Annotated in this window: 18 protein-coding genes; 8 read left to right on the top strand and 10 right to left on the bottom strand. The window is 35.2% G+C overall.

Annotation, left to right across the window (positions count from 1 at the left end; genetic code table 11):
* Positions 1-281: 281 nt before the first annotated feature.
* Entirely contained in the window at positions 282-1,385 is a 1,104-nt protein-coding gene (thiO, locus tag ACP6PL_RS14590; RefSeq protein WP_426545988.1) for a glycine oxidase ThiO, read from the bottom strand.
* 215 nt (positions 1,386-1,600) lie between these two features.
* Complete coding sequence (locus ACP6PL_RS14585) at positions 1,601-1,939, bottom strand: 2Fe-2S iron-sulfur cluster-binding protein (protein WP_426545987.1); 339 nt, start codon at positions 1,937-1,939, stop codon at positions 1,601-1,603.
* A gap of 278 nt (positions 1,940-2,217) precedes the next feature.
* Between ACP6PL_RS14585 and cimA the strand changes: the two genes are divergently transcribed.
* A complete protein-coding gene (gene cimA, locus ACP6PL_RS14580; RefSeq protein ID WP_426545986.1) occupies positions 2,218-3,816 on the top strand; it encodes a citramalate synthase in 1,599 nt (532 codons plus the stop codon).
* A 55-nt stretch (positions 3,817-3,871) separates the two neighbouring features.
* Here cimA and ACP6PL_RS14575 read toward each other — a convergent pair whose 3' ends face one another.
* A complete protein-coding gene (locus ACP6PL_RS14575) occupies positions 3,872-4,387 on the bottom strand; it encodes a PIN domain-containing protein (protein WP_426545985.1) in 516 nt (171 codons plus the stop codon).
* Positions 4,374-5,483 carry an ImmA/IrrE family metallo-endopeptidase gene (locus ACP6PL_RS14570; RefSeq protein WP_426545984.1) on the bottom strand — a complete coding sequence of 370 codons (1,110 nt, stop codon included), beginning with the start codon at positions 5,481-5,483 and terminating at the stop codon, positions 4,374-4,376. Before ACP6PL_RS14570 ends, ACP6PL_RS14575 begins: the two co-directional genes overlap by 14 nt.
* 155 nt (positions 5,484-5,638) lie before the next feature.
* Between ACP6PL_RS14570 and ACP6PL_RS14565 the strand changes: the two genes are divergently transcribed.
* Positions 5,639-6,394 (top strand): class I SAM-dependent methyltransferase, encoded by a 756-nt coding sequence (locus ACP6PL_RS14565; RefSeq protein ID WP_426545983.1) that lies wholly within the window; start codon positions 5,639-5,641, stop codon positions 6,392-6,394.
* Positions 6,395-6,555: 161 nt separating this feature from the next.
* On the opposite strand, the gene ACP6PL_RS14560 is transcribed toward ACP6PL_RS14565, so the two are convergent.
* Positions 6,556-7,926: an AAA-like domain-containing protein gene (locus ACP6PL_RS14560; RefSeq protein ID WP_426545982.1), complete on the bottom strand. Its 1,371-nt coding sequence runs from the start codon at positions 7,924-7,926 to the stop codon at positions 6,556-6,558.
* A gap of 1,103 nt (positions 7,927-9,029) precedes the next feature.
* Complete coding sequence (locus tag ACP6PL_RS14555; protein WP_426545981.1) at positions 9,030-9,218, bottom strand: hypothetical protein; 189 nt, start codon at positions 9,216-9,218, stop codon at positions 9,030-9,032.
* A 784-nt stretch (positions 9,219-10,002) separates the two neighbouring features.
* Between ACP6PL_RS14555 and ACP6PL_RS14550 the strand changes: the two genes are divergently transcribed.
* From ACP6PL_RS14550 to ACP6PL_RS14535, 4 genes are all read left to right on the top strand, one after another.
* Positions 10,003-10,884 carry an ABC transporter permease gene (locus ACP6PL_RS14550; RefSeq protein ID WP_426545980.1) on the top strand — a complete coding sequence of 294 codons (882 nt, stop codon included), beginning with the start codon at positions 10,003-10,005 and terminating at the stop codon, positions 10,882-10,884.
* A gap of 309 nt (positions 10,885-11,193) precedes the next feature.
* A complete protein-coding gene (locus ACP6PL_RS14545) occupies positions 11,194-12,057 on the top strand; it encodes an ABC transporter permease (RefSeq protein WP_426545979.1) in 864 nt (287 codons plus the stop codon).
* A 550-nt stretch (positions 12,058-12,607) separates the two neighbouring features.
* A complete protein-coding gene (locus ACP6PL_RS14540) occupies positions 12,608-13,672 on the top strand; it encodes a polyamine ABC transporter substrate-binding protein (protein WP_426545978.1) in 1,065 nt (354 codons plus the stop codon).
* 88 nt (positions 13,673-13,760) lie between these two features.
* Positions 13,761-14,900 (top strand): ABC transporter ATP-binding protein, encoded by a 1,140-nt coding sequence (locus ACP6PL_RS14535; protein WP_426545995.1) that lies wholly within the window; start codon positions 13,761-13,763, stop codon positions 14,898-14,900.
* Positions 14,901-15,220: 320 nt separating this feature from the next.
* Here ACP6PL_RS14535 and ACP6PL_RS14530 read toward each other — a convergent pair whose 3' ends face one another.
* From ACP6PL_RS14530 to ACP6PL_RS14515, 4 genes are all read right to left on the bottom strand, one after another.
* Positions 15,221-15,499: a hypothetical protein gene (locus ACP6PL_RS14530; protein ID WP_426545977.1), complete on the bottom strand. Its 279-nt coding sequence runs from the start codon at positions 15,497-15,499 to the stop codon at positions 15,221-15,223.
* On the bottom strand, positions 15,462-15,821 hold the full coding sequence (locus ACP6PL_RS14525) for a DUF6972 family protein (RefSeq protein WP_426545976.1): 360 nt from the start codon (positions 15,819-15,821) through the stop codon (positions 15,462-15,464). Before ACP6PL_RS14525 ends, ACP6PL_RS14530 begins: the two co-directional genes overlap by 38 nt.
* A gap of 140 nt (positions 15,822-15,961) precedes the next feature.
* Positions 15,962-17,626: a tetratricopeptide repeat protein gene (locus ACP6PL_RS14520; protein ID WP_426545975.1), complete on the bottom strand. Its 1,665-nt coding sequence runs from the start codon at positions 17,624-17,626 to the stop codon at positions 15,962-15,964.
* Complete coding sequence (locus tag ACP6PL_RS14515; protein ID WP_426545974.1) at positions 17,619-19,034, bottom strand: AAA family ATPase; 1,416 nt, start codon at positions 19,032-19,034, stop codon at positions 17,619-17,621. Before ACP6PL_RS14515 ends, ACP6PL_RS14520 begins: the two co-directional genes overlap by 8 nt.
* Positions 19,035-19,234: 200 nt before the next feature.
* Between ACP6PL_RS14515 and ACP6PL_RS14510 the strand changes: the two genes are divergently transcribed.
* Entirely contained in the window at positions 19,235-19,417 is a 183-nt protein-coding gene (locus tag ACP6PL_RS14510) for a hypothetical protein (RefSeq protein WP_426545973.1), read from the top strand.
* 87 nt (positions 19,418-19,504) lie between these two features.
* Complete coding sequence (locus ACP6PL_RS14505) at positions 19,505-20,296, top strand: DUF4058 family protein (RefSeq protein WP_426545972.1); 792 nt, start codon at positions 19,505-19,507, stop codon at positions 20,294-20,296.
* Positions 20,297-20,572: the final 276 nt, after the last annotated feature.

Here is a 20,572-nt window from a genome sequence, read left to right as displayed (position 1 = left end):
TCAACTGTACTCTATCAAGAATCTAAACAACTCTGCATCAGTGAATGTACTAATTTTTTCTCTTCTTTTTCTACTATTATTTTCCTAGTTTAAGTATTTTCACCAAATAAATTAAATCTACTAAATCAAAAGTCATTCCATATCAAATCTGCTTGCTTTGAAGTGTTATAAGAAACCGGGTTTATGGGAAACGGATATTAGTAAGTAGGGCAGATCATACAAACCCGGTTTCTATACTTTATTTATACTAATACTACTGAATTTAATATCCCATAACTTCCTCAAACTTTACTCGCCACTTCCATAAACCGAGAATAATTAAAAGCTGTTAATAACGGATCGGACTGATTATTCCAAATTAAATCGGCTATCAACATTCCTGTTACAGGTGCTAATAAAATTCCATTCCGATAATGCCCAGTTGCTAATGTCAAATTATCATAATTACTGGCTCCTAATATTGGCATTTCGTCAGGAGTATTAGGACGAAAACCCCACCAAAATTCTAAGATTTCGTAATCTCTTAAACCTGGATATAATCTAATTGCATTTCCTAGTAATTGTTGAATTCCTGCAGCAGTATTTCCATCAACAAATCCGATATTTTCAGAAGTTGCACCAATAATTATTCTGCCATCTTTGCGAGGTACAATATAAGTTTGATTTCCAAATAAAACTTGCTGTAAAGGTAAATTTTGTGTACTTACATCTGGGGGAGTTTTTAATGATAACATTTGCCCTTTTATCGGAAAAACAGGAACTGGTAATAACTCCTGCGACCATGCACCTGTAGCTAAGACATAATGTTCTGCTTCTAATTCACCTATTGATGTTTTGAGGCTCTGAATTTTATCTTTTTTGCGAACTATTTCTGTTACAAATTCTGATTGAATCTCAATTTTTAATTCTTGAACTGCGGCAATCATTGATTGATACAAATAACGACTATCTACTTGCCCATCTTGAGAGTAATACCAACCTCCAATTACTTCAGGACTTAATACTGGTTGATATTGATGAATTGCTACTTGATTTAACCATTGATAACTTAGGTTTGGTAAAGCATAATTTTCTCTATCTTTTAGTGTATAAACTGGAGCTAAAATTCCACAAGGCCAATAACCAGTTTCTAAACCACTAATTGATTCTATTTTTTTCACCCACTCTGGATATAATTCCCGGCTTTTTAAACATAAGTCTAACATTTTACCAGGAGGAATAGCTTCGGCTTGGGGAGCTAACATTCCAGCAGCAGCATTTGTGGCAATTTGCGGAAAATCTCGGTTAATAACTGTTACTTTTGCTCCGCGTAATTTTAGTTCTATTGCTATTGATAGACCGATAATACCGCCACCAATAATTAGGATATCGTTGGATTTATTCATATTAAATAAAGTAAGAATTCATTAATGGATAATGGATAATTGATAATGGATAATTACCTTTGGTTAAAACCGTAAGGGAATTGAATAGACATCTCGGATAATCAAAAATAAAATCAATCCCATGCAGATAAATCATCAATTATTTCCCCCTACTCCCTACTACCTAGTCCATCTTCAGATTCGAGGTACTGATAACTGATAACTGATAACTGAAATTAACCTTCAGGAGTCCAGACAATCTCAGAACCTTGACCCCAAAAACCATTGTATTTAGTTACTTTTATATCTCCTAAAACTTTCACTTGACAAGATAAACGTTTCTGAGAATTAGGAACATGGGGGGGCAAAGAAAGTCTAGCTTTTTCTCGCAATTGAGGTTGAGAAACTTCTCCCTCTATTTCTACAGAACAAGTGCCACAAGTACCAATACTACGACAGTTAATAATTGAGGCATTGCCATTATAAACATCAACATTATTTTTCAGTAAAACTTGACGTAGATTTTCTCCTTTAGCGCAAGTTATAATTTTGCCCTGAGCCTGAATCTTAACCATAACAAATTATTTCATTATTTTGACTAATATTAATTATATAGCAACAGCTAAAAATTCACATAAAATACTGCAATAGTAAGGGTGGTTTCCGCGTTAAATTAATTAGATTAAACTATTTTAAGATAAATACACTCTCCAATGATATAATTTCTGCAAAAATTTACCTATAAATGATAAAGTTTAAATTAAGTTGAAAAATCTTTTAATTGTAAGTATCTTCCTTCAAACTAGGTTGTATGATTGACTAACCTAGTACCTAAAACCTAGCATCAACCACCATGAACAAAATCTGGATTTACGACACAACTCTGCGCGACGGTGCCCAACGAGAAGGACTATCCCTATCCCTGGAAGATAAACTACGCATCGCCCACCAACTCGACAGTTTAGGGATTCCATTTATCGAAGGTGGTTGGCCTGGTGCAAATCCTAAAGACGTACAATTTTTCTGGCAACTTAAAGAACAACCCCTGACTCAAGCAGAAGTGGTAGCATTTTGTTCAACCCGTCGTCCTGGAAAACAGGCAGCATCCGATCCTACTCTCCAACCTATTTTGTCTGCGGGTACGCGGTGGGTGACAATTTTTGGTAAATCTTGGGATATGCACGTCACCGAAGGGTTGAAAACTACTCTGGAAGAAAATTTGGCAATGATTTCAGATACAATTTCTTATCTGTGCAGTCAAAGTCGCCAGGTTATCTATGATGCCGAACATTGGTTTGATGGTTATAAAAATAATCCTGAATATGCTTTGGAAACTTTAGCTGCTGCTCATAATGCTGGAGCAGAATGGTTAGTTTTGTGCGATACCAACGGCGGTACTCTTCCCCACGAAATTAGTCAAATAGTGGCAGATGTTTCTCAAGCTTTACCCAATGCTAATTTAGGTATTCACACTCATAATGATTCGGGAACTGCTGTTGCTAATGCTTTATCTGCGGTGATGGAAGGTGCGTTAATGGTGCAGGGAACTATTAATGGTTATGGGGAACGTTGCGGTAATGCTAACCTTTGTACTTTAATTCCTAATTTGCAAATCAAGTTGGGTTATGACTGTATTCAGTCGCAACAACTGGAAAAACTAACTCAGGCGAGTCGAGGTATCAGTGAAATAGTTAATCTTGCTCCTGACGATCATGCGCCGTTTGTAGGTTTATCAGCTTTTGCGCACAAGGGTGGTATTCATGTGTCGGCGGTGGAACGTAACCCTCTAACTTACGAACATATTCAACCGCAACAAATAGGTAATAGTCGTCGTATTGTGATTTCTGATCAAGCTGGTTTGAGTAATGTGTTGGCAAAGGCGAAAAGTTTCGGTATAGAACTAGATCGCCAAAACCCTGCTTGTAGAAAAATTTTGGATAAGTTGAAAGAGTTAGAAAATGAGGGATATCAGTTTGAGGGTGCAGAGGCGAGTTTTGAATTATTGATGCGAACCGCTTTAGAGCAACGGCAACATTTCTTTGAAATTAAAGGTTTCCAAGTGCATTTGGATAAGGGAAGTGGTAAAGTTTCTAATTCTCTGGCAACGGTGAAGGTTGCTGTTGATGGTAGAGATATTCTAGAAGCTGCGGAAGGAAATGGTCCGGTTTCTGCTTTGGATGCTGCTTTGCGGAAGGCGTTAGAAAATTTTTATCCAGCGATCGCTAATTTTTATTTAACAGATTATAAGGTGAGAATTTTGGATGGTGGAGCGGGGACTTCTGCTAAAACTAGGGTATTAATTGAGTCGAGTAATGGTCAACAACGGTGGACGACTGTAGGAGTTTCTACTAATATTTTGGATGCTTCTTATCAGGCAGTTGTTGAAGGTTTGGAGTATGGTTTGATGTTGGAAAGTCAGTGTCAAGAAACTGTGGTGAGTGTGGTTTCGTAAACTTTAGTGCGGGTTTTGACTTTTAGCTTATTTATAATTGTTAAAATTCGCATCCTTAGCCACTGCATAAGTTTCTAAGTTGATTATGCCAATCATCTAAAACTTTTGGAGCAATACGTTTACCTCGCTCTTCGATTAACATATCAGCCATTTCTTTCACTTCTGGAATTGTTTTGTGTCGAGTTTTCACCATCTCAGTTAATAATCTTAGTGTTCGAGTATAGGGAATTTTATATTCTTCACAGATTTGTGTCATTAACTTATCATCACTAGCACAGAGTAATAACTGATGACGAGCTAAGGCTAAGGTTGCTCGATCGGCTTCGCTAAGTAACGGTGCTTTAACTCTAAATTCTAGAAAACTGACATACATTTCTTCTGTGTCTAGATTGAGTGGAGTAAGATTTTCCCTGGCTGCTTCGCGGGTAGGTAGCTCTAAATTGTCTGAGTCTAAAACTTCTTGAGCAACATATAAAGGACTGTAATTTTGTTTTAACCACTCCCACTCGTTTAGCCAGAGAAAATCAATAATTGCAGTAGCATCAAGAATTGTTCCGTTATCTAATAGCATAAACCTCAGCTTCTTGACGACGCAGCCCTAATTCTTCAACTGTAATCTGCAAAAGTTCCGCTGCTTTTAGTTCAGAAATTTTGCCAAGGTCAAGACTTTGCCAGATAAGTTTTTTATAACGTTGGTTTTCTGGAAATTCTTCCTCTTTTAGAGTCGGTGGTAACTCTGTTGAATTATTCAGAGGAACACCATTATTTTTTCTTTTATAAATAGCTTTAATTTTCTTGATTTTTTGGCTATAGTCAATAAATTGCATCTGATCTAGACGTTTCAAAATAACCTGGTAACTGACTCGAAAATATTCCTTGAGTGGAATTATATCATAATTCTGGTCGTAGAGGCGCTCTAGCTCTAAATCAGGAACAAGCAAATTACCTGCAAAATAATTAGCCACTGTTTCCCGCATTTTTTCTTCTTCTTTTGTTCCCTCTTCCAAAAGTGTATCCTGATAATCATCTCGATGAAAAATTAAATGTCCGATTTCGTGGGCGAGGGTAAATATCTGTCGTTCAATAGTAATATTATGAGTGTTGACTAGAACAAATGCGCCCTCAGCAGAACTACAAGCACTCAAACCAAAAAAGTTTTTAATGGGAATAGGCGTGCATAATACTTTTAAACCAACTGCTTCGACTGCTTCAAATAAATTATAAATCTTACCCTCACCTAATCCCAGACTACGACGAAACCGAGTAGCAGTAGTTTGGATATGCTTTTCATTACCTTCAATTTGATGGCAAGAAGTGGTTTCTGGAGCATAGGGGGGAATACCGACTGCTTTTTCCAGAAGATTATAGGTTTCCAGCATCCGCAGCACTTGCGTAAGAAGTTGAGGTTGTTTGTCTTTGGCAAAAGACGCATGAGACCGGAAACGAAAGCTAGTTTTATTCTGACTTTTTGCGAGTAGTAGGTCGTCAAGGGTTATACCCAAGGCACGAGCTAAGGCAGAAAGAATCTTACTATTTGCTAGAGTTATGGCATTTTCATACTCATTCAGGTTCTGGCAACTGATTCCTACCTTTTGGGCCAAGGATTCTTGGGAGAAGTGCTGACCCTCGCGGTAGTGCTTAAGGTTGCTTGCAATAGTCTCCTTCATAGTTGTGGCCTTTGGTCGCTATATTGATGTTGTTGATTTTTTATTCTACTATTATTAGTATACTATAATTTTATAGTGTTGCACAGTACAATAAATTCAAGGTCTATATTTATTCTTTATAATCATCCGTATACCTGTATTGTGCCTTCCTGACTATGACAAACAACCCTTCCGAAAATCATTACAAAAAAATCGCCAATATTTACGATAATCTCTGGTCATACTCTCCTGAATATATTAAATTCACAACTGAAAAAATTATCGAACATCTACACCTAACTCCCACAGATATTTTGGTAGATATTGGCTGTGGAACAGGAATTTATAGCAAAGAAATTCTCAATCAAACTCAGTTACAGCAACCGATTATTTGTGTAGATCCTTCTGCGGAAATGCTAGAAAAAATTCCGACAAATAGTCTATTAAATCCTATCAAAATGGATGGAGTAGAATTCTCTCAAAAACCAGGAACTTATAATAAAATTTTCTTAAAAGAAGCTATCCATTATATAGAGGAAAAATTTCTACTATTCCAGAATTTATGGCAAAAATTAACTCCTGGCGGAATTTTCCTATTATTGCTCTTACCACCAACTATTGAGTATCCTTTATTTACCAAAGCACTAGATTTGTACGAACAAAAACAACCTCACTATCAAGAACTAATTAATTTACTTCAAAAAGTAGGTTTTCTTGTCGATTTTGATATTATAGACTACCCTTTAAAATTGCCAAAAATCCAGTATTTTCAAATGGTAGAAAATCGTTATATGTTTTTGCTTTCTGAATTTAACGATACTGAATTAGCAGCAGGTTTAAAAGAAATGGAAGAGAAATATCAGGATAATTCAGTATTAAAATTTAGCGATCGCATGATTTTTATCACAGCAACTAAACCTGAGTATAATTGAAATAAGAAGTCAGAATAGTTAAGGGAGGTAAGGAAATGGAGAAATTAAATATTAAAGTAATTATAGAATTATAAACATAAACAGTAACTAATTTTATTTTCGACGAATTAAATTAGATTAAAAAAACTGTTTTCCCTAACCTCATATCCCCAACTTCCTAGCTATATATTGATAAGCAGATCATAAAAATATCGCCGATACAAATCACAACTAGGCATAACTAAATTACCCTCCAGTTGTACTACCAAACCCATACTTTTTAACTTAAATGCTAATGCTTGTTCTAATTCTACAGGAGTAACTGCTCTTAATACCTGTTGAAAAGCTGTTTTTAACTCTGGATATTGTTGAAGATTTTGTAAATGTCTATGTAAATGATCACTATAAATACCTGTATCTGTCGCGGCTGTTTCAATTAAGCTTTCTAAGCTAGCATTATGACATTTAATATGATAAAAAGTCGTGTTAATTAGATATGGATGACCACCCACTAATCGCATTAATTTATTTTGTTCTGCTGGCAATAATTCAATTTGATAACGTTGTGCTAATTCTTGGGTTTGCTCTAAAGTAAATGGTGATAAATCTATAGCTATCCCCATATTAAATGGTGATTTATTAATATTCATTCTAATATAAGCTTCCGTAGATTTAACTAACACTATCCGCAATCTTTGCCAAAGTTTAACTTCCTTAGCTTCTCCATACCAAGCATTTAACATTGACAAAAAATCATTAGCTATTTCCGGAAACTGAAAAATATAATCTACTTCATCTATTGCTAAAACTATCGGACTGTCTATTATAGATAGGAGATAGTCTTGAAAATAGAAAGTACAGCTTTCTATACTACCAATATCTTCGTCCCAATATTCATTTAACTTTGCTTCTAACTGTAATTTTCTAGTTGCATTAGCACAGAACCATCTTAAAAATTTATTGATATCTTTGCTCACTGTACTATCTACTCTTTGTAAACTTAATCGCACTGTCTTATATTGTTGTTTTGTAGCATAGGCGATGATTCTCATTAATAGAGAAGTTTTTCCCATTTGTCTAGGTCCTTTGATGCGGAGAAATCCTCCTGGTTTATTAATTTCTAAATAACAGATTAATTCTTCAGCACGTTCTATATAATAAGGAGAACCCATAGGAACTCTACCATCAAGTAGTTTACAATCATTAATGTCTAATTTTTCTGAATCTTTGATTGTATTTAGATTAATTAAAGTTGTCTTTGTAGTTTCCTTTCTACTTCCTTGATAGGTGATTATTTTTCTTTCTAGTACGGAACGGCAGTTATTTTTGCTAATTTTTTCTTTCAGAATAATACTAAGTAGCTTCCATAATTTAGGAGCTACATTTTGACTAATATAATCTCTTGAGTAATCCAATTTCGAGGCTATTTGACTATAGGTTTTGCCACATAAGGATTCTCTGAGAACTTCCCTTTCAATGTCAGACAGAGATTTGCCTGTCTTAACTCTTACCAATTCTTCTGTAAATAATGATATTGATTCGATGTCTGTCATTTCAGTTATCAGTTATCAGTTAACAGTACCTCTTAGAATAGGGAGCCTTAAAGCACTGAATTTTCTTTTTCTTATTTCCTTGAGAGGGAAAAGTTGAGATCTTATTTTCTGGTCATCCTAACTATGCCACTTTTAGAAACCTGTACAAACTTGGATATTTCCCTAGTCTGAAAATAATACTACTCTTCCCTCATGTATTTTAATTTACACTGCTACAGGCAAAAATTTAGTCAGTAATAGTTAATAGTTATCAAAACCCTGCTCTCAAGGGTAAGGTTTAAGACATAGTAGTGGTAGATTCAAACCCACCAAAATACCTGCACCACTAATTTTAAAAATATAGTGGCATCTGCAAAACTGAAACCTGGAAAAAGTTAAAAGTTAACTGATACCTGATGACTGATAATTATATATTTAAGTAAGTAGGAAAAATCAAATTTCAAATAATTGTAGGAGGTATATTTTTCCCAACTATTATTACTCATAACTACTCCTGATTTAAAGTTAAATTTATGTCTGAAAAGGTAATTAATATAGTCAAGATAATAGAAAATTTATGTTTAATTCATTGGGTAGGAAAAGACAAGTTTTTTTATTAATTTATTTAATTATATTTTTTTAATTATAAAATATTTTCTAGTAAGTGTGAGGTACACTGTTGGAGATCCCCCCTTTTTCAAGCTATCCCTTATCCATAAGTCTTAGAAGTATTGTAGGGTGGGAGATGCTTATAGTAGCTAGCCAGAGAAATCAAATGGCGAAATTGAGTTATTAACTTTTAGCCACCTCTATCCTCAGATGACAGATGGCAGGTTTGTCTTGACTTCCCTATCCTCCCCCTCTCCGTGCTCTGCCTTATCCTCTAAAGAATTCGATCTTATGTCGGAAAAGCATAGCTTAAAAAGGGGGATGCGGGGAGGATAGTTGATGTACTTCACCTCCGGTAAAAACCGTTATAATAAATTTTGTTTTCTCATCTGCCAAATAACAGACTTAATAAAAAAAGTTTCCAAATTTTTTTGGAAACTTTTATAGTAATTAATTTTTCTATAATGGGCAACTTTTTTACCCACCCTACACCCTACTCAATCTAAAAATTGTCTTTATATGGAAGTATAAGCTACCCAAACTTTTGATGTCAAAGATTTTGATGCAGATGGTTCTTGAGCAATATTTGCTACTGTTGCTACAACTTTTACTTCTTGTATATTTCTAAAATATCCTTTTCTCTTAGTTTTAACTATATTTTTTTTCCAGATACCTTCCTGGTTATTTTTACTTAATTTTTTCATATTTTTTACTGAAGCTAGGTTATCTTTGATTACTAAAGCTTTGAAATTTTCCTTATACAATCATGCCAATTAATTGTCAGTATGAACATATATAAAAGTTGATATATTTCATTTTTCAAGATACCCTATATCTTCATGAAATCTTTAAATAAAATATTAGTGATTTTACATATTCTTTAACATAGTATGATTAACTTGAGGGATGAAAACACTGAGGAGTTATCTATGTATAAATTTGTATATTTGTCAATATATTAAAGTTAATAAGTTTTTACACCTCAGAGTAGTATAATGTCAGAACTTAGGTCTGCATACACAAAATTGTAATTTTGTCAATATATATAAGTTGACTAATATGTAAATGGCCAATTTTTGACACTATCCATCAATTAGAATGGATTTGATGTTATCACAAACCAGTAATGTAGCAATTCTAAATAATTTGTCAAAAATCAAAAAATACATTAAAATTCTGAACCTTTTACCCTTTTTTCCTCATCCCAAGAGATTTTTTTCATAACTAAAATAGGACTGGTATAGTGATTTTCCATCTTTGTCAAGTAAATATATTTTGATCTGAAAGTAACGATCAAATCCAAAACAAAAAAGCGTATTTAACTGATACTAATTTACCCTGACTCAGTAGAAAGGTTATCACTAGATAGATTAATCCTTTTTTTAAACCTAAATCTACTCAACAATGACTGCCATGGTTTTAATTTTATTGATTGACAAATAAATATCTATCTGATAATTATAATCTTTGACTTATCAGCTAATTAATATGTGGCAACCCCAGAAAAAACAGTTAACCTCAAATATTGAAAAATCTCAACTAAAAAAATTACTAATTCTTCTATTTCCTGCAACTATCTGGCTATTAGCTTTTTTCATCATCCCGTTAGTAATTATTTTAATTTATAGCTTTTTAGAACGAGGTACTTATGGCGGTGTTATTTGGCAATTTACTCTAGATAACTATCAAAGACTAGCTCAAGGAATATACTGGGGAATATTTTGGCAGTCTTTATTTCTCGCTTTAATTACAACTATGATTTGTTTATTAATTGGCTACCCATTAGCATATTTTATTGCCACAATTAGACCACCTTGGCGTAACATTTTATTAATGCTAGTAATTATTCCTTTTTGGACTAATTTTTTAGTGCGTACTTATGCTTGGATAGTTTTACTTCGGACTGAAGGAGTATTTAATATTGCCTTACAAAGTTTTCAGATTACAGACGAACCTTTGACTCTTTTATTTACACCCTTTGCTGTGATTATTGGTTTGGTTTATGGCTACTTACCATTTATGATTTTACCGTTATATGCCACAATGGAACGCTTTAACTTTTCTTTGTTAGAGGCTGCTCAAGACTTAGGCGCTAATGATTTACGAACCCTTTTTCGTGTAGTTTTACCATTAACAACGCGAGGCATAGTTGCAGGTTGTTTACTGGTTTTTATTCCCGCATTTGGTGCTTTTATTACTCCTGATATTTTAGGTGGTGCAAAAACAATGATGGTAGGAAATCTGATTCAAAATCAATTTCTTAAAGCTAGAAATTGGCCGTTTGGCTCGGCATTATCAATTGCATTGATGATGATTGTATTAATTCCAGTTATCATCTATTTCGGCATCTCAGAAGAGAAAAATAATTAAGTATTCAGCTATCAACTATAGCAAGATGAAATGATTCGTGAAAAAAACTGTAGGGGTTTGCTGTCTAAACCCAAGCTTAAATGGGATTTGGAGACTAAAACCATACTATAAAATATTACAACATCAGCGTGGAATCAGCTATCAACTATAAGTTATTAACTTATTATCTTGGCAGGAGTAATTCATATCCAAGGAGAATTTTAATATTCTTAAAAGGAGCTATTCCAATTCATTTCAGACAAATATATCTATCATTTTTCCCTTTTTTTTCAATATTTACTCCTTCTTCCCTCTTCTTTCTTGCCTCCAATGAAAAAAGTTGATTTACTCATTCGTTCTCTTGGAAAATTTGGTTTGTGGCTAAATGCGACCTTGGGTTTTGCCTTTCTTTATCTACCTATTTTTATCTTAGTAATTTACTCCTTTAATGATTCTCGTTTTAATGCTGTATGGCGAGGTTTTACTTTAAAATGGTATGGCAATTTATTACAAGGAGTCACTGATAATACTGTTAGCGATGTGATGATTTGGGATGCGCTGAAAAATAGTCTTTTTGTAGCAACAATTTCAACATTACTAGCAACAATTTTTGGTACTATGATTGCTTTGGCATTAGAACGTTTTCGTTTTCCCGGACGTAATGTTTTAGAGGCCATACTATTTCTGCCGATAATTATTCCCGAAATTACTATTGGTATTTCCTTATTAGTTTTCTTTTCTTTGGGGTTTCAGCTAATAGAAAATATTCTAGGTATTCGTTTAGTGTTAGGCTTACCAACAGTAATTATTGGTCATATAGTATTTAGTATCTCTTTTGTTGTTGTAACTGTCAGAGCGCGAGTCGCTCAACTTGACCCTGCTTTAGAGGAAGCAGCTTTAGACTTGGGTGCTAATGAATGGCGAACTTTTTTTCGCATTACTTTACCTTTAATTTGGCCGGGAATTTTTAGTGCTGCGTTGTTAGCTTTTACCTTATCATTGGATGATTTTGTGATTACTTTTTTCACTGCTGGAGTCGGTTCAACAACATTACCATTATTCGTTTATGGTATGATTAAATTTTCGGTAACTCCAGCTATTAATGCTATATCAACTTTAATGTTAGTAGCTTCTTTAATGTTGGTAGTATCTTCTCTTTTTATTGATAAATTTGGGGATCAAAAAAATGCCTAAAATTACTGAAAAAAACGGAATAACGAATAAGGAAGAGGGAAGAAGGAAATAGGACTTACGAAGAAACCAGGTTATAATACGAAATTTCATGGTTTCAACAACAATAATTAGGGTAATAAACCCGGTTTATTGGTTGGTTTGCGTAAGTTCTGGGAAAGGAAGATGAGTCTATAGATAAATACAGTTAAGTTAAGAATTTTTTTGCAGTTCTGTAATCTGAAGAGCTACTCTAAGAATTCCATACCTTATGAGTCTTGGTCTTATCTGAACCGTTTCATTTTAGACAGCTATCTCTATCATTTTTGCCTTTTTTTTCAATATTTACTCCAACTTCGGTATCTCCTAGATAACCAGAGTCTTCTTCCCTCGGACGTAGGGATGTTGCATGCAACATCCCTACCATTTGTAAAAAACATTTATCACCATTGATATAACTAAGTAGGTAGACAAAATTATTTGTATATTTGCCGTTTATTTACTAATCGGTTATATTCCTTTTACCTCTTGCCTACCACCGCCAAAATATTAAATTAATTCTGTTCAGGTACTTATGAAAAAAATAATTACTTTTTTATTGCTCTTTAGCATTGCATTAATTTTCCCCATTGCTTGTACTAATAATCCCAATACTTCAGGAAATAATGTTCTGAGTATATACAATTGGTCAACATATATTGCACCTGAAGTAATTACTGAATTTGAGAATAAATTTAATATCAAAATTCAATACGATACCTATGAAAGTAATGAAGACCTATATGCCAAAATCAAACCAGGAAATCCTGGTTATGATGTAGCTTTTCCGGCTGATTATATGGTAAAAATTATGGCATCTGAAGGACTACTGGAGGAACTTAATCAAGAAAATATTCCTAATATAAAAAATATCAACGATAAATTTATTAACCCTCCATACGATCCGGGAAATAAATATAGTTTGGCTTACCAATGGGGCACAATGGGAATAGGTTATAACATTAAAGCAACCGGGGGTGAAATTAATAGTTGGTTAACCATGTTTGACGATAAATTTAAAGGGAGAGTCGCCTTATTAGATGATATGCGTAGTAGCTTTTCTATTGCTTTAATTTCTCTTGGTTATAACCCCAATACAACTAACCCTAAAGAAATTACCGAAGCAAGAGATTTTCTAATTAAAAATAAACAGGCGATCGCTGCTTTTGCACCAGACACAGGTCAAAACTTATTAGACCAAGGTGAAGTAGATTTAACTTGTGAATGGAGTGGAGATGTTTTCCAAGTTATGAAAGAAAATCCTAACCTTCGTTATGCTATTCCCAAAGAAGGAAGTATTCTCTTAACTGATAATATGGTTATTCTCAAAGGAAGTAGAAATAAAGAGCTGGCAGAAAAATTTATTAACTTTATTCTTGAACCAGAAATAGGAGCAAAAATCTCCAATTTTATTAAGTATGCTACCCCAAACCAAGCAGCAAAAGACCAAGGTTTAATCGAAGCTACTGACCTGAATAATTCTGCTATTTATCCACCACCAGAATTATTTGCCAAACTAAATTATATTCAAGACCTTGGTAAAGCCACAATTTTATATGATGAAGCTTGGACTGAAGTTAAATTAGGAGTTGGTAATTAATGGATAATTGATGATGAAAACTATCTTTAATTATCAATTATTTCTTCCTTCTTCTTTCTTACTTCTTCCTTCTTCCTTCTTCGTTACAATGGAAAATATAGCAGTCAATCTCATCAATATTGCCAAAATATTCCCTAGTCAAAATCAAAAAAAATTTATCGCTGTAAATAATATCAATCTCCAGATAAAAAAATCAGAATTCTTTTCTATACTCGGTCCCTCTGGATGTGGTAAAACTACCACATTAAGAATGATAGCTGGTTTTGAAATTCCCACATCTGGAGAAATTTATATTCAAGATAAACTAATGGGAAATAGTCCGCCATTTCATCGCCCAGTCAATACAGTTTTTCAGAATTATGCTTTATTTCCCCATCTCACAGTGGCAGAAAATATTGCTTTTGGATTAGAAATGGAAAATCTCCGGCGCCCAGAAATAAATCGTCGGGTAACTGATACTTTGGCTCAAGTAAAATTAATAGATATGCAGAAACGTTATCCCCGACAATTATCTGGTGGACAACAACAAAGAGTAGCTTTAGCAAGAGCATTAATTAAACAACCAGCAGTGTTATTATTTGATGAACCTTTAGGTGCTTTAGATTTAAAATTACGCAAAGAAATGCAGTTAGAATTAAAGCAAATGCAGCAAAGGTTAGGTATTACTTTTATCTATGTTACTCACGACCAAGAAGAAGCTTTAACTATGTCTGATCGGATAGCAGTTATGCACCAAGGAGAAGTTTTACAAGTGGGAACTCCCGTAGAGATTTATGAACAACCAAAAACTCGTTTTGTAGCTGAATTTATTGGGGAAAGTAATTTTTTAACTGGGCGAATAACTGCGCATCAAGAGGATAAAAGTTTGGTGTTAATAGATGAAGATTTGCCATTGTTAATACCCTCTGTTCATAATCTGCCAATAGATACAATTATTACCTTAGTTGTCAGACCGGAAAAAATAGAAATTTCCCCGCCAACTTTGACAGGAAAATCAGATTTTTCTGGGATAATAGAAAATCTGGTTTATATTGGTACGGATACTCGTTATGTTGTGCGGTTAACTGAGAAAATTAAGATAGTTATCCGCAGACAAAATATTAATTCTTTTCATCTGAATCAATATGCTATTGGTGAGAAGGTTAGAGTTAATATTCCTGTGGAAAATATTAGTGTTTTAGCAGAAGGTTTGTCAGACAAAGAACGGTTAAATTTGAGAAAAAATTAGCAATTATTCTTAGCAAAATAGTCAATATAAAACTATTATCCGATGATAAAAATCCAGTGGCAATCGAAGTGTTATCAGAAACCAAGTTTGTTTGAGTTTAATGTTATTACGGTAGTGCATTTAATACAAACCCGGTTTCTTTGCTTTGATTTGATATATCAATTGATTTTGATGATTATAGCATTTTTTTGCATAAAGGGAAGTAGGGAGCGATAGAACACCGTTCCGCTGACGCGTTGGCGGAGCCTAGCGGCAGCTATATCGCTCTTCTGTTTTGGTCTCCAAACCCTAACTCTTTGATAATGGAAATCTACGAATTTTTACTCTGGTTGACAAAAACGACCAGTTACTCGCTCGTATTCATCCTCAAGCAACCACATTTGTGCTTCTTCGTAGGTGTCACCTGTAAAGATTGTTCTGTAGCTTTCCACTGGATTTTGTATAGAAAATTTGCCGGACTGCTCTTTAATTAGCATTAAAATATAGGGGGGAGAAAGATAAGGATCGACCCAAATTTCTGCAAACTCCCATTCTGTGGATAATTGAGATTTTTGGGTTAGTTCATCTGGTTGTGCGGGGTCTTGTGCGAGGTATGACATGGTATTTACCTGTGGTCTTTTTGATTTTTATCTCCCCATAATAAAGAGGAATATGAGTTCCATCTGATTTTAGTATATAACCTATTGGTTCGGCAAAAAATAATCCATAGCGTTCGTATTTGTCTCCGATATCGTCTGCTCCTGTGCGTTCTCCTCTTTTGAATATTTCAGATGCGACTCTTTCCATTGTTTCGCGATCGCTGAATAGATAGACTATTCCTTCTGTTTCTAATTCTCTTTGGGATTTTTCCGTACCAGGAAGATGCTTATCAATTAAACTGGTTCTACTTTCCAGATAGATTTCGCGGTCGATACCACTCATATTATTTTCTTATTAACGGATAATCTAAGTGTATCAAAAAGCGATCGCTCATCTGTGCAGAGGAATCTTTTTTGGAGAATAATATTTTACCATCAATATTGGGAAAAACTCCAATTTTGGTAGGGAGTTTGAAGACATTCTTACTTTTGACTTTTGACTTTTAACTTTTGAATTTCCTCCCGCAACTCCTGACATTCTTTCAATTCTGGCACACCTAATTCTGTGAAAATAGCTAACGCCTCATCGCAATACTGTCGTGCTGCATCTAAATTTCCTAAGTGTTGATTGGTTTCTGCTATGTTCTGGAGAACCATTGCTTGGTAATGACGCTTTCCTATCTGGTGAAATATCTCTAATGCTGCTTGTGAGTATTGTAGAGATTTGGCATACTTTTCTAACTTGAGCAGAGTCTCTCCCCAGTTTAATAGAGCAATACCCTCCCCAGAACGGTTGCCTATTTCCCTTGCTATTTGTAAATACTGCTGATGGTACTCAATGGCTTTGTTATGTTTTCCTAGGGAGCTGTAAGAAATACCCAAATTCCCCAAAGCAATACCCTCCCCAGAACGGTTGCCTATTTCCCTGGCTATTTGTAAATCCTGCTGAAAATACTCGATAGCTTTGTCATATTCTCCTAGGGAATGGTAAGTAATACCCAAATTCCCCAAAGCGCCACCCTCCCCAGAACGGTCACCTATTTCCCTGGCTATTTGTAAATCCTGCTGAAGATACTCTATGGCTTTGTGATATTCTCCTAGGGAATAGTAAGCAAGACCCAAACTTCCCAAAGCCTTACCTTCGGTTGAAAGATCGCCTATTTCCCTGGCTATTTGTAAACTCTGCTGATAATACTCCATGGCTTTGTGATATTCTCCTAGGGAATCGTAAACATTACCCAAACTCCCCAAAGCAGCAGCCTCCCCAGAACGGTTGCCTATTTCCCTGGCTATTTGTAAATGCTGCTGATGATACTCTATGGCTTTGTGATATTCTCCTAGGGAATAGTAAACATTACCCAAATTCCCCAAAGCACGACCCTCTCCAGAACGGTCGCCTATTTCCCTGGCTATTTGTAAACTCTGCTGATAATACTCCATGGCTTTGTGATATTCTCCTAGGAAATCGTAAACATTACCCAAACTCCCCAAAGCAATACCCTCCCCAGAACGGTCGCCTATTTCCCTGGCTATTTGTAAATCCTGCTGATGATACTCAATAGCTTTGTCATATTCTCCTAGGGAATGGTAAGTAATACCCAAATTCCCCAAAGCCTTACCTTCGGTTGAAAGATCGCCTATTTCCCTGGCTATTTGTAAACTCTGCTGAAAATACTCGATAGCTTTGTGATATTCTCCTAGGAAAGAGTAAGCAATACCCAAACAATTTAAGCAAATACCATCCCAACCTTTGTCTAATTTACCTAATAGTCTACCGTAGAGTTGAATACATTCCTCATAGTAACCCCAACTCCTTAGTTGAGTGTCTAAATTTTCATCAACTGGCGGTACTTTAATATTAAGAATTTCCTTTGCTCGTTCCCAGTCTTCCACTTCACAAAGATGATAAAATGCTTCCAGATAGCCTTTCACCACGTCTAATTTCTCATTTACTTCTGGCGGACATTTGTAGTTAGTCACCCAATTAATAACTGCCCGATATTGGTGACGCTTAGAAGGTGGCTCAATTAACTTCAAAGCATCTGCGTCAAGCTTCAATAATTCCAAGACATAATCAGCAGGAGGCAAACTAACTCTTCCTACCCGATCGCTTTCAACCTTCGACCCCGACTTAGATAAATCAACCATTTTCCCCATCCAACCTCTTTAAATTTTCTAACGACACACTACGAATTAAATTATGTTGTCTCAGCAGAATCTCACCACTTTCATCAACTCCTACTTCCTCAACCAAAAAGCGATCGCGCAAAGTCAGCAACGCTACCTCCCGCTCATCCTTACTAAAACTCCATTCTTCCAAATGGCTCAACCAAAAACTCTCTGGCACCTCGCATCTATATATTCCAGTAGCACAAATCAACCGATAAGCATTCAGCGCGTCATTCCGCAACCGGGAAAAAGTCTTCTCCAGTCGCGACTTAACCTTTTTCCGCAACAGACGAGTATATCTGTCCAACTGAAACCGATCGTCAGCACCAATTATCCCCCTACTCTTAGCCTCCTCAATACCCTTTTCTACCTCCTCAAATTCATTACCATACCTTTTCCAATAAGCTACCACATTACCATTAAAAGGTTTGCTGCCAATTTCTCCCGCAATCACCCGCAACGCCAAAGGATGACCCTCGTAAGCATTACCAATACGTTCCAAATAGGGTAGGTTAGGAGCATTTTCCTCAACCTCCAACCCAGTTTTCTCGAATAACTGCAACTGCTCCGACTTGCTCAAACCAGTCAAAGGTTGAGACTCCCAGAAATTCTGATAACGTCCCGGAATTTGCCCAGGTAAATCTTGGGAAGTCAAGATAATGCGACTTTGACATTCTGGAGAAGCCAAAAATTGCTCAAAAAATCTCACCCACAACTCATCCTGAAAATCACTCCATCCCTCATCCTCATTTCCCACCAAAATATTTTCGAGAGAATCAATAATTATCAGATACCGATGTTGTCGCAAACGATTAACTAATTTATAGAGTAACCTATCCACATCTTGATAATCATCTTGAGTGAGAGACTCTCCCCACTTTTTCAACCACCGGATAGCAACACTACGAAAATCTTTAGTTTCTTGCTCATTATCAAAATTTTCCTGGCGAAACTTGCTCCAGTCTCCCTGCAAAAATTCTTGGTGTAGATCCACCGCCAATTTTTCTGCCAAAGCAGTCTTACCAATACCACTAATACCAACCAGAATAAGTAAGCGACAAGACTCTTTAACCTTTGTAGTTAATTCAGTTATGAGGTCTTCTCTACCAACCCAAACATCATCATAAGAAAAAAATTCAACAGTAGAATTTTGAGGAGAGGGAGGAGTATCGTCCACAATTTTTTCCCAATTAATTCCTACTTCCTTACAAATATTAATAAAAGCATCTCGCTCAATAGGAAGACTACGCCAAAAACGTTTTAAAGTTGCTTGTGAAGTTAGTGCTAGTTGACACCAAGCAAGCTCTGTTTTTGTCCAACCTTTCCTTCTTCTAGCCTTATCAATCTTTTCTAGCCCCTCTTTAGAAGCTCTGAGAGTAACAGCCATATTTATATTTTTATATCTTCAAAGTAAATTTTATATCTTCTAAAGTAAATTTTTTATTCAGCTAAGTTTCAGTTTTAGCTCACTTTTTTTTCAAGGCAGAAGTAGTGAGCTAAAACTTTGTTTTAGGGTGAGTCAAAACTTTGCTTAAAGTACAAAAATTTCATGTTCAGATAGAAATGTAAGTAACAGGATAAAACAAAATGTTTCCTAAAGAAGATATAGTTTGCACCAGTCAACCTAGCACAAATATGTTACCCATAGATCTAAATCCGTTATTAGAAAATGGAAATAGTCCAACCGCTATTATTATAGCAGTCGCTTTTTTGCTCTGGGTGTTACGCCCAGTTTTGCTAGTTACTCTAAAAAGTCGAAAGAAGAAATAATATCAAGTCTGATAGAAATGTAATAATGTAGGGGCAAACGGCCGTTTGCTCCTACAGAAAGGTCTAACTATAAAAGGAGAAAAAATTATGCCATCCCCATTTCCTGGTATGGACCCATATTTAGAACATCCCGATTTATGGCCGGGATTACATCTCTTTTTAATTAGCAATCTTGCTCAATTATTATCTCCCCAACTACGTCCAAAATATTTTGTTTCTGTAGAAGTCAGAATGTATGAAGACAACAATACAGAATCTTTACTTGTAGGTCTTTCTGATGTTTCAGTCCTGTCAAAACAAAGCCAAACTAACGAATCAAATTATACAGAATCGATCGTTACAGCAACAGCAACTTCCACAAAACCTATAACAGTAACTCTGCCAATACCTATAACTATTCGCCAAGGATATTTGGAAATTCAAGAAGTAGCAACCAAGGAAGTTGTAACTACTATAGAAATATTATCTCCTTCTAATAAAAGAGGTGGAAAAGGTAGGGAAATGTATCTAGAAAAACGAGAAAAAATATTAGATAGTTTGACTAATTTTATCGAAATAGATTTACTGCGTCGCGGTCAACGAATGCCTATTTTAAATCAAAATATCCAAGGTAATTATCGGATTTTAGTTAGTCGCGCAAAACAACGACCAAGAGCTGATTTATATGCCTTTAATATCCAACATAAAATCCCAGAATTTCCTTTACCATTACGCCCAGAAGATACAGAACCAATTATAGATTTACAAGCTTTATTAAATAATATTTATGATGTTGGCAGTTACGATTTAAAAATAGATTATACTCAAAAACCAGTACCGGAATTATCAGAAAATGATGCAACTTGGGCAGAGACTTGGTTGCGACAACAAAATCTTTAAAAGTGGCGATCGCTTTCTTTAGAGTCTTTTATCGAATTCTCAAACAATTATTTTTTATCTTATATCATGTCCGGATGAACAGGTATAAATAAATTAGGAAAAAGTCAGGAGTCAGGAGATCCCCCCTAACCCCCCTTGAAAAGGGGGGAACTGGAAGTCCCCCTTCTTAAGGGGGATTTAGGGGGATCGATAATTTATGTATTTCACTGGGCTAAAAACTGCTATAGAACCCATTTGGTATCTCTAAAAAATTAGGCGATCGCTAACCTCTTAAGC

This window comes from Dapis purpurea BLCC-M126, assembly GCF_050015975.1.
In the GTDB taxonomy this organism is placed as follows: Bacteria; Cyanobacteriota; Cyanobacteriia; order Cyanobacteriales; family Microcoleaceae; genus Trichodesmium.
The sequence above is the reverse complement of the archived record's forward strand: the minus strand, read 5'-3'. Positions and strand labels throughout refer to the sequence as shown.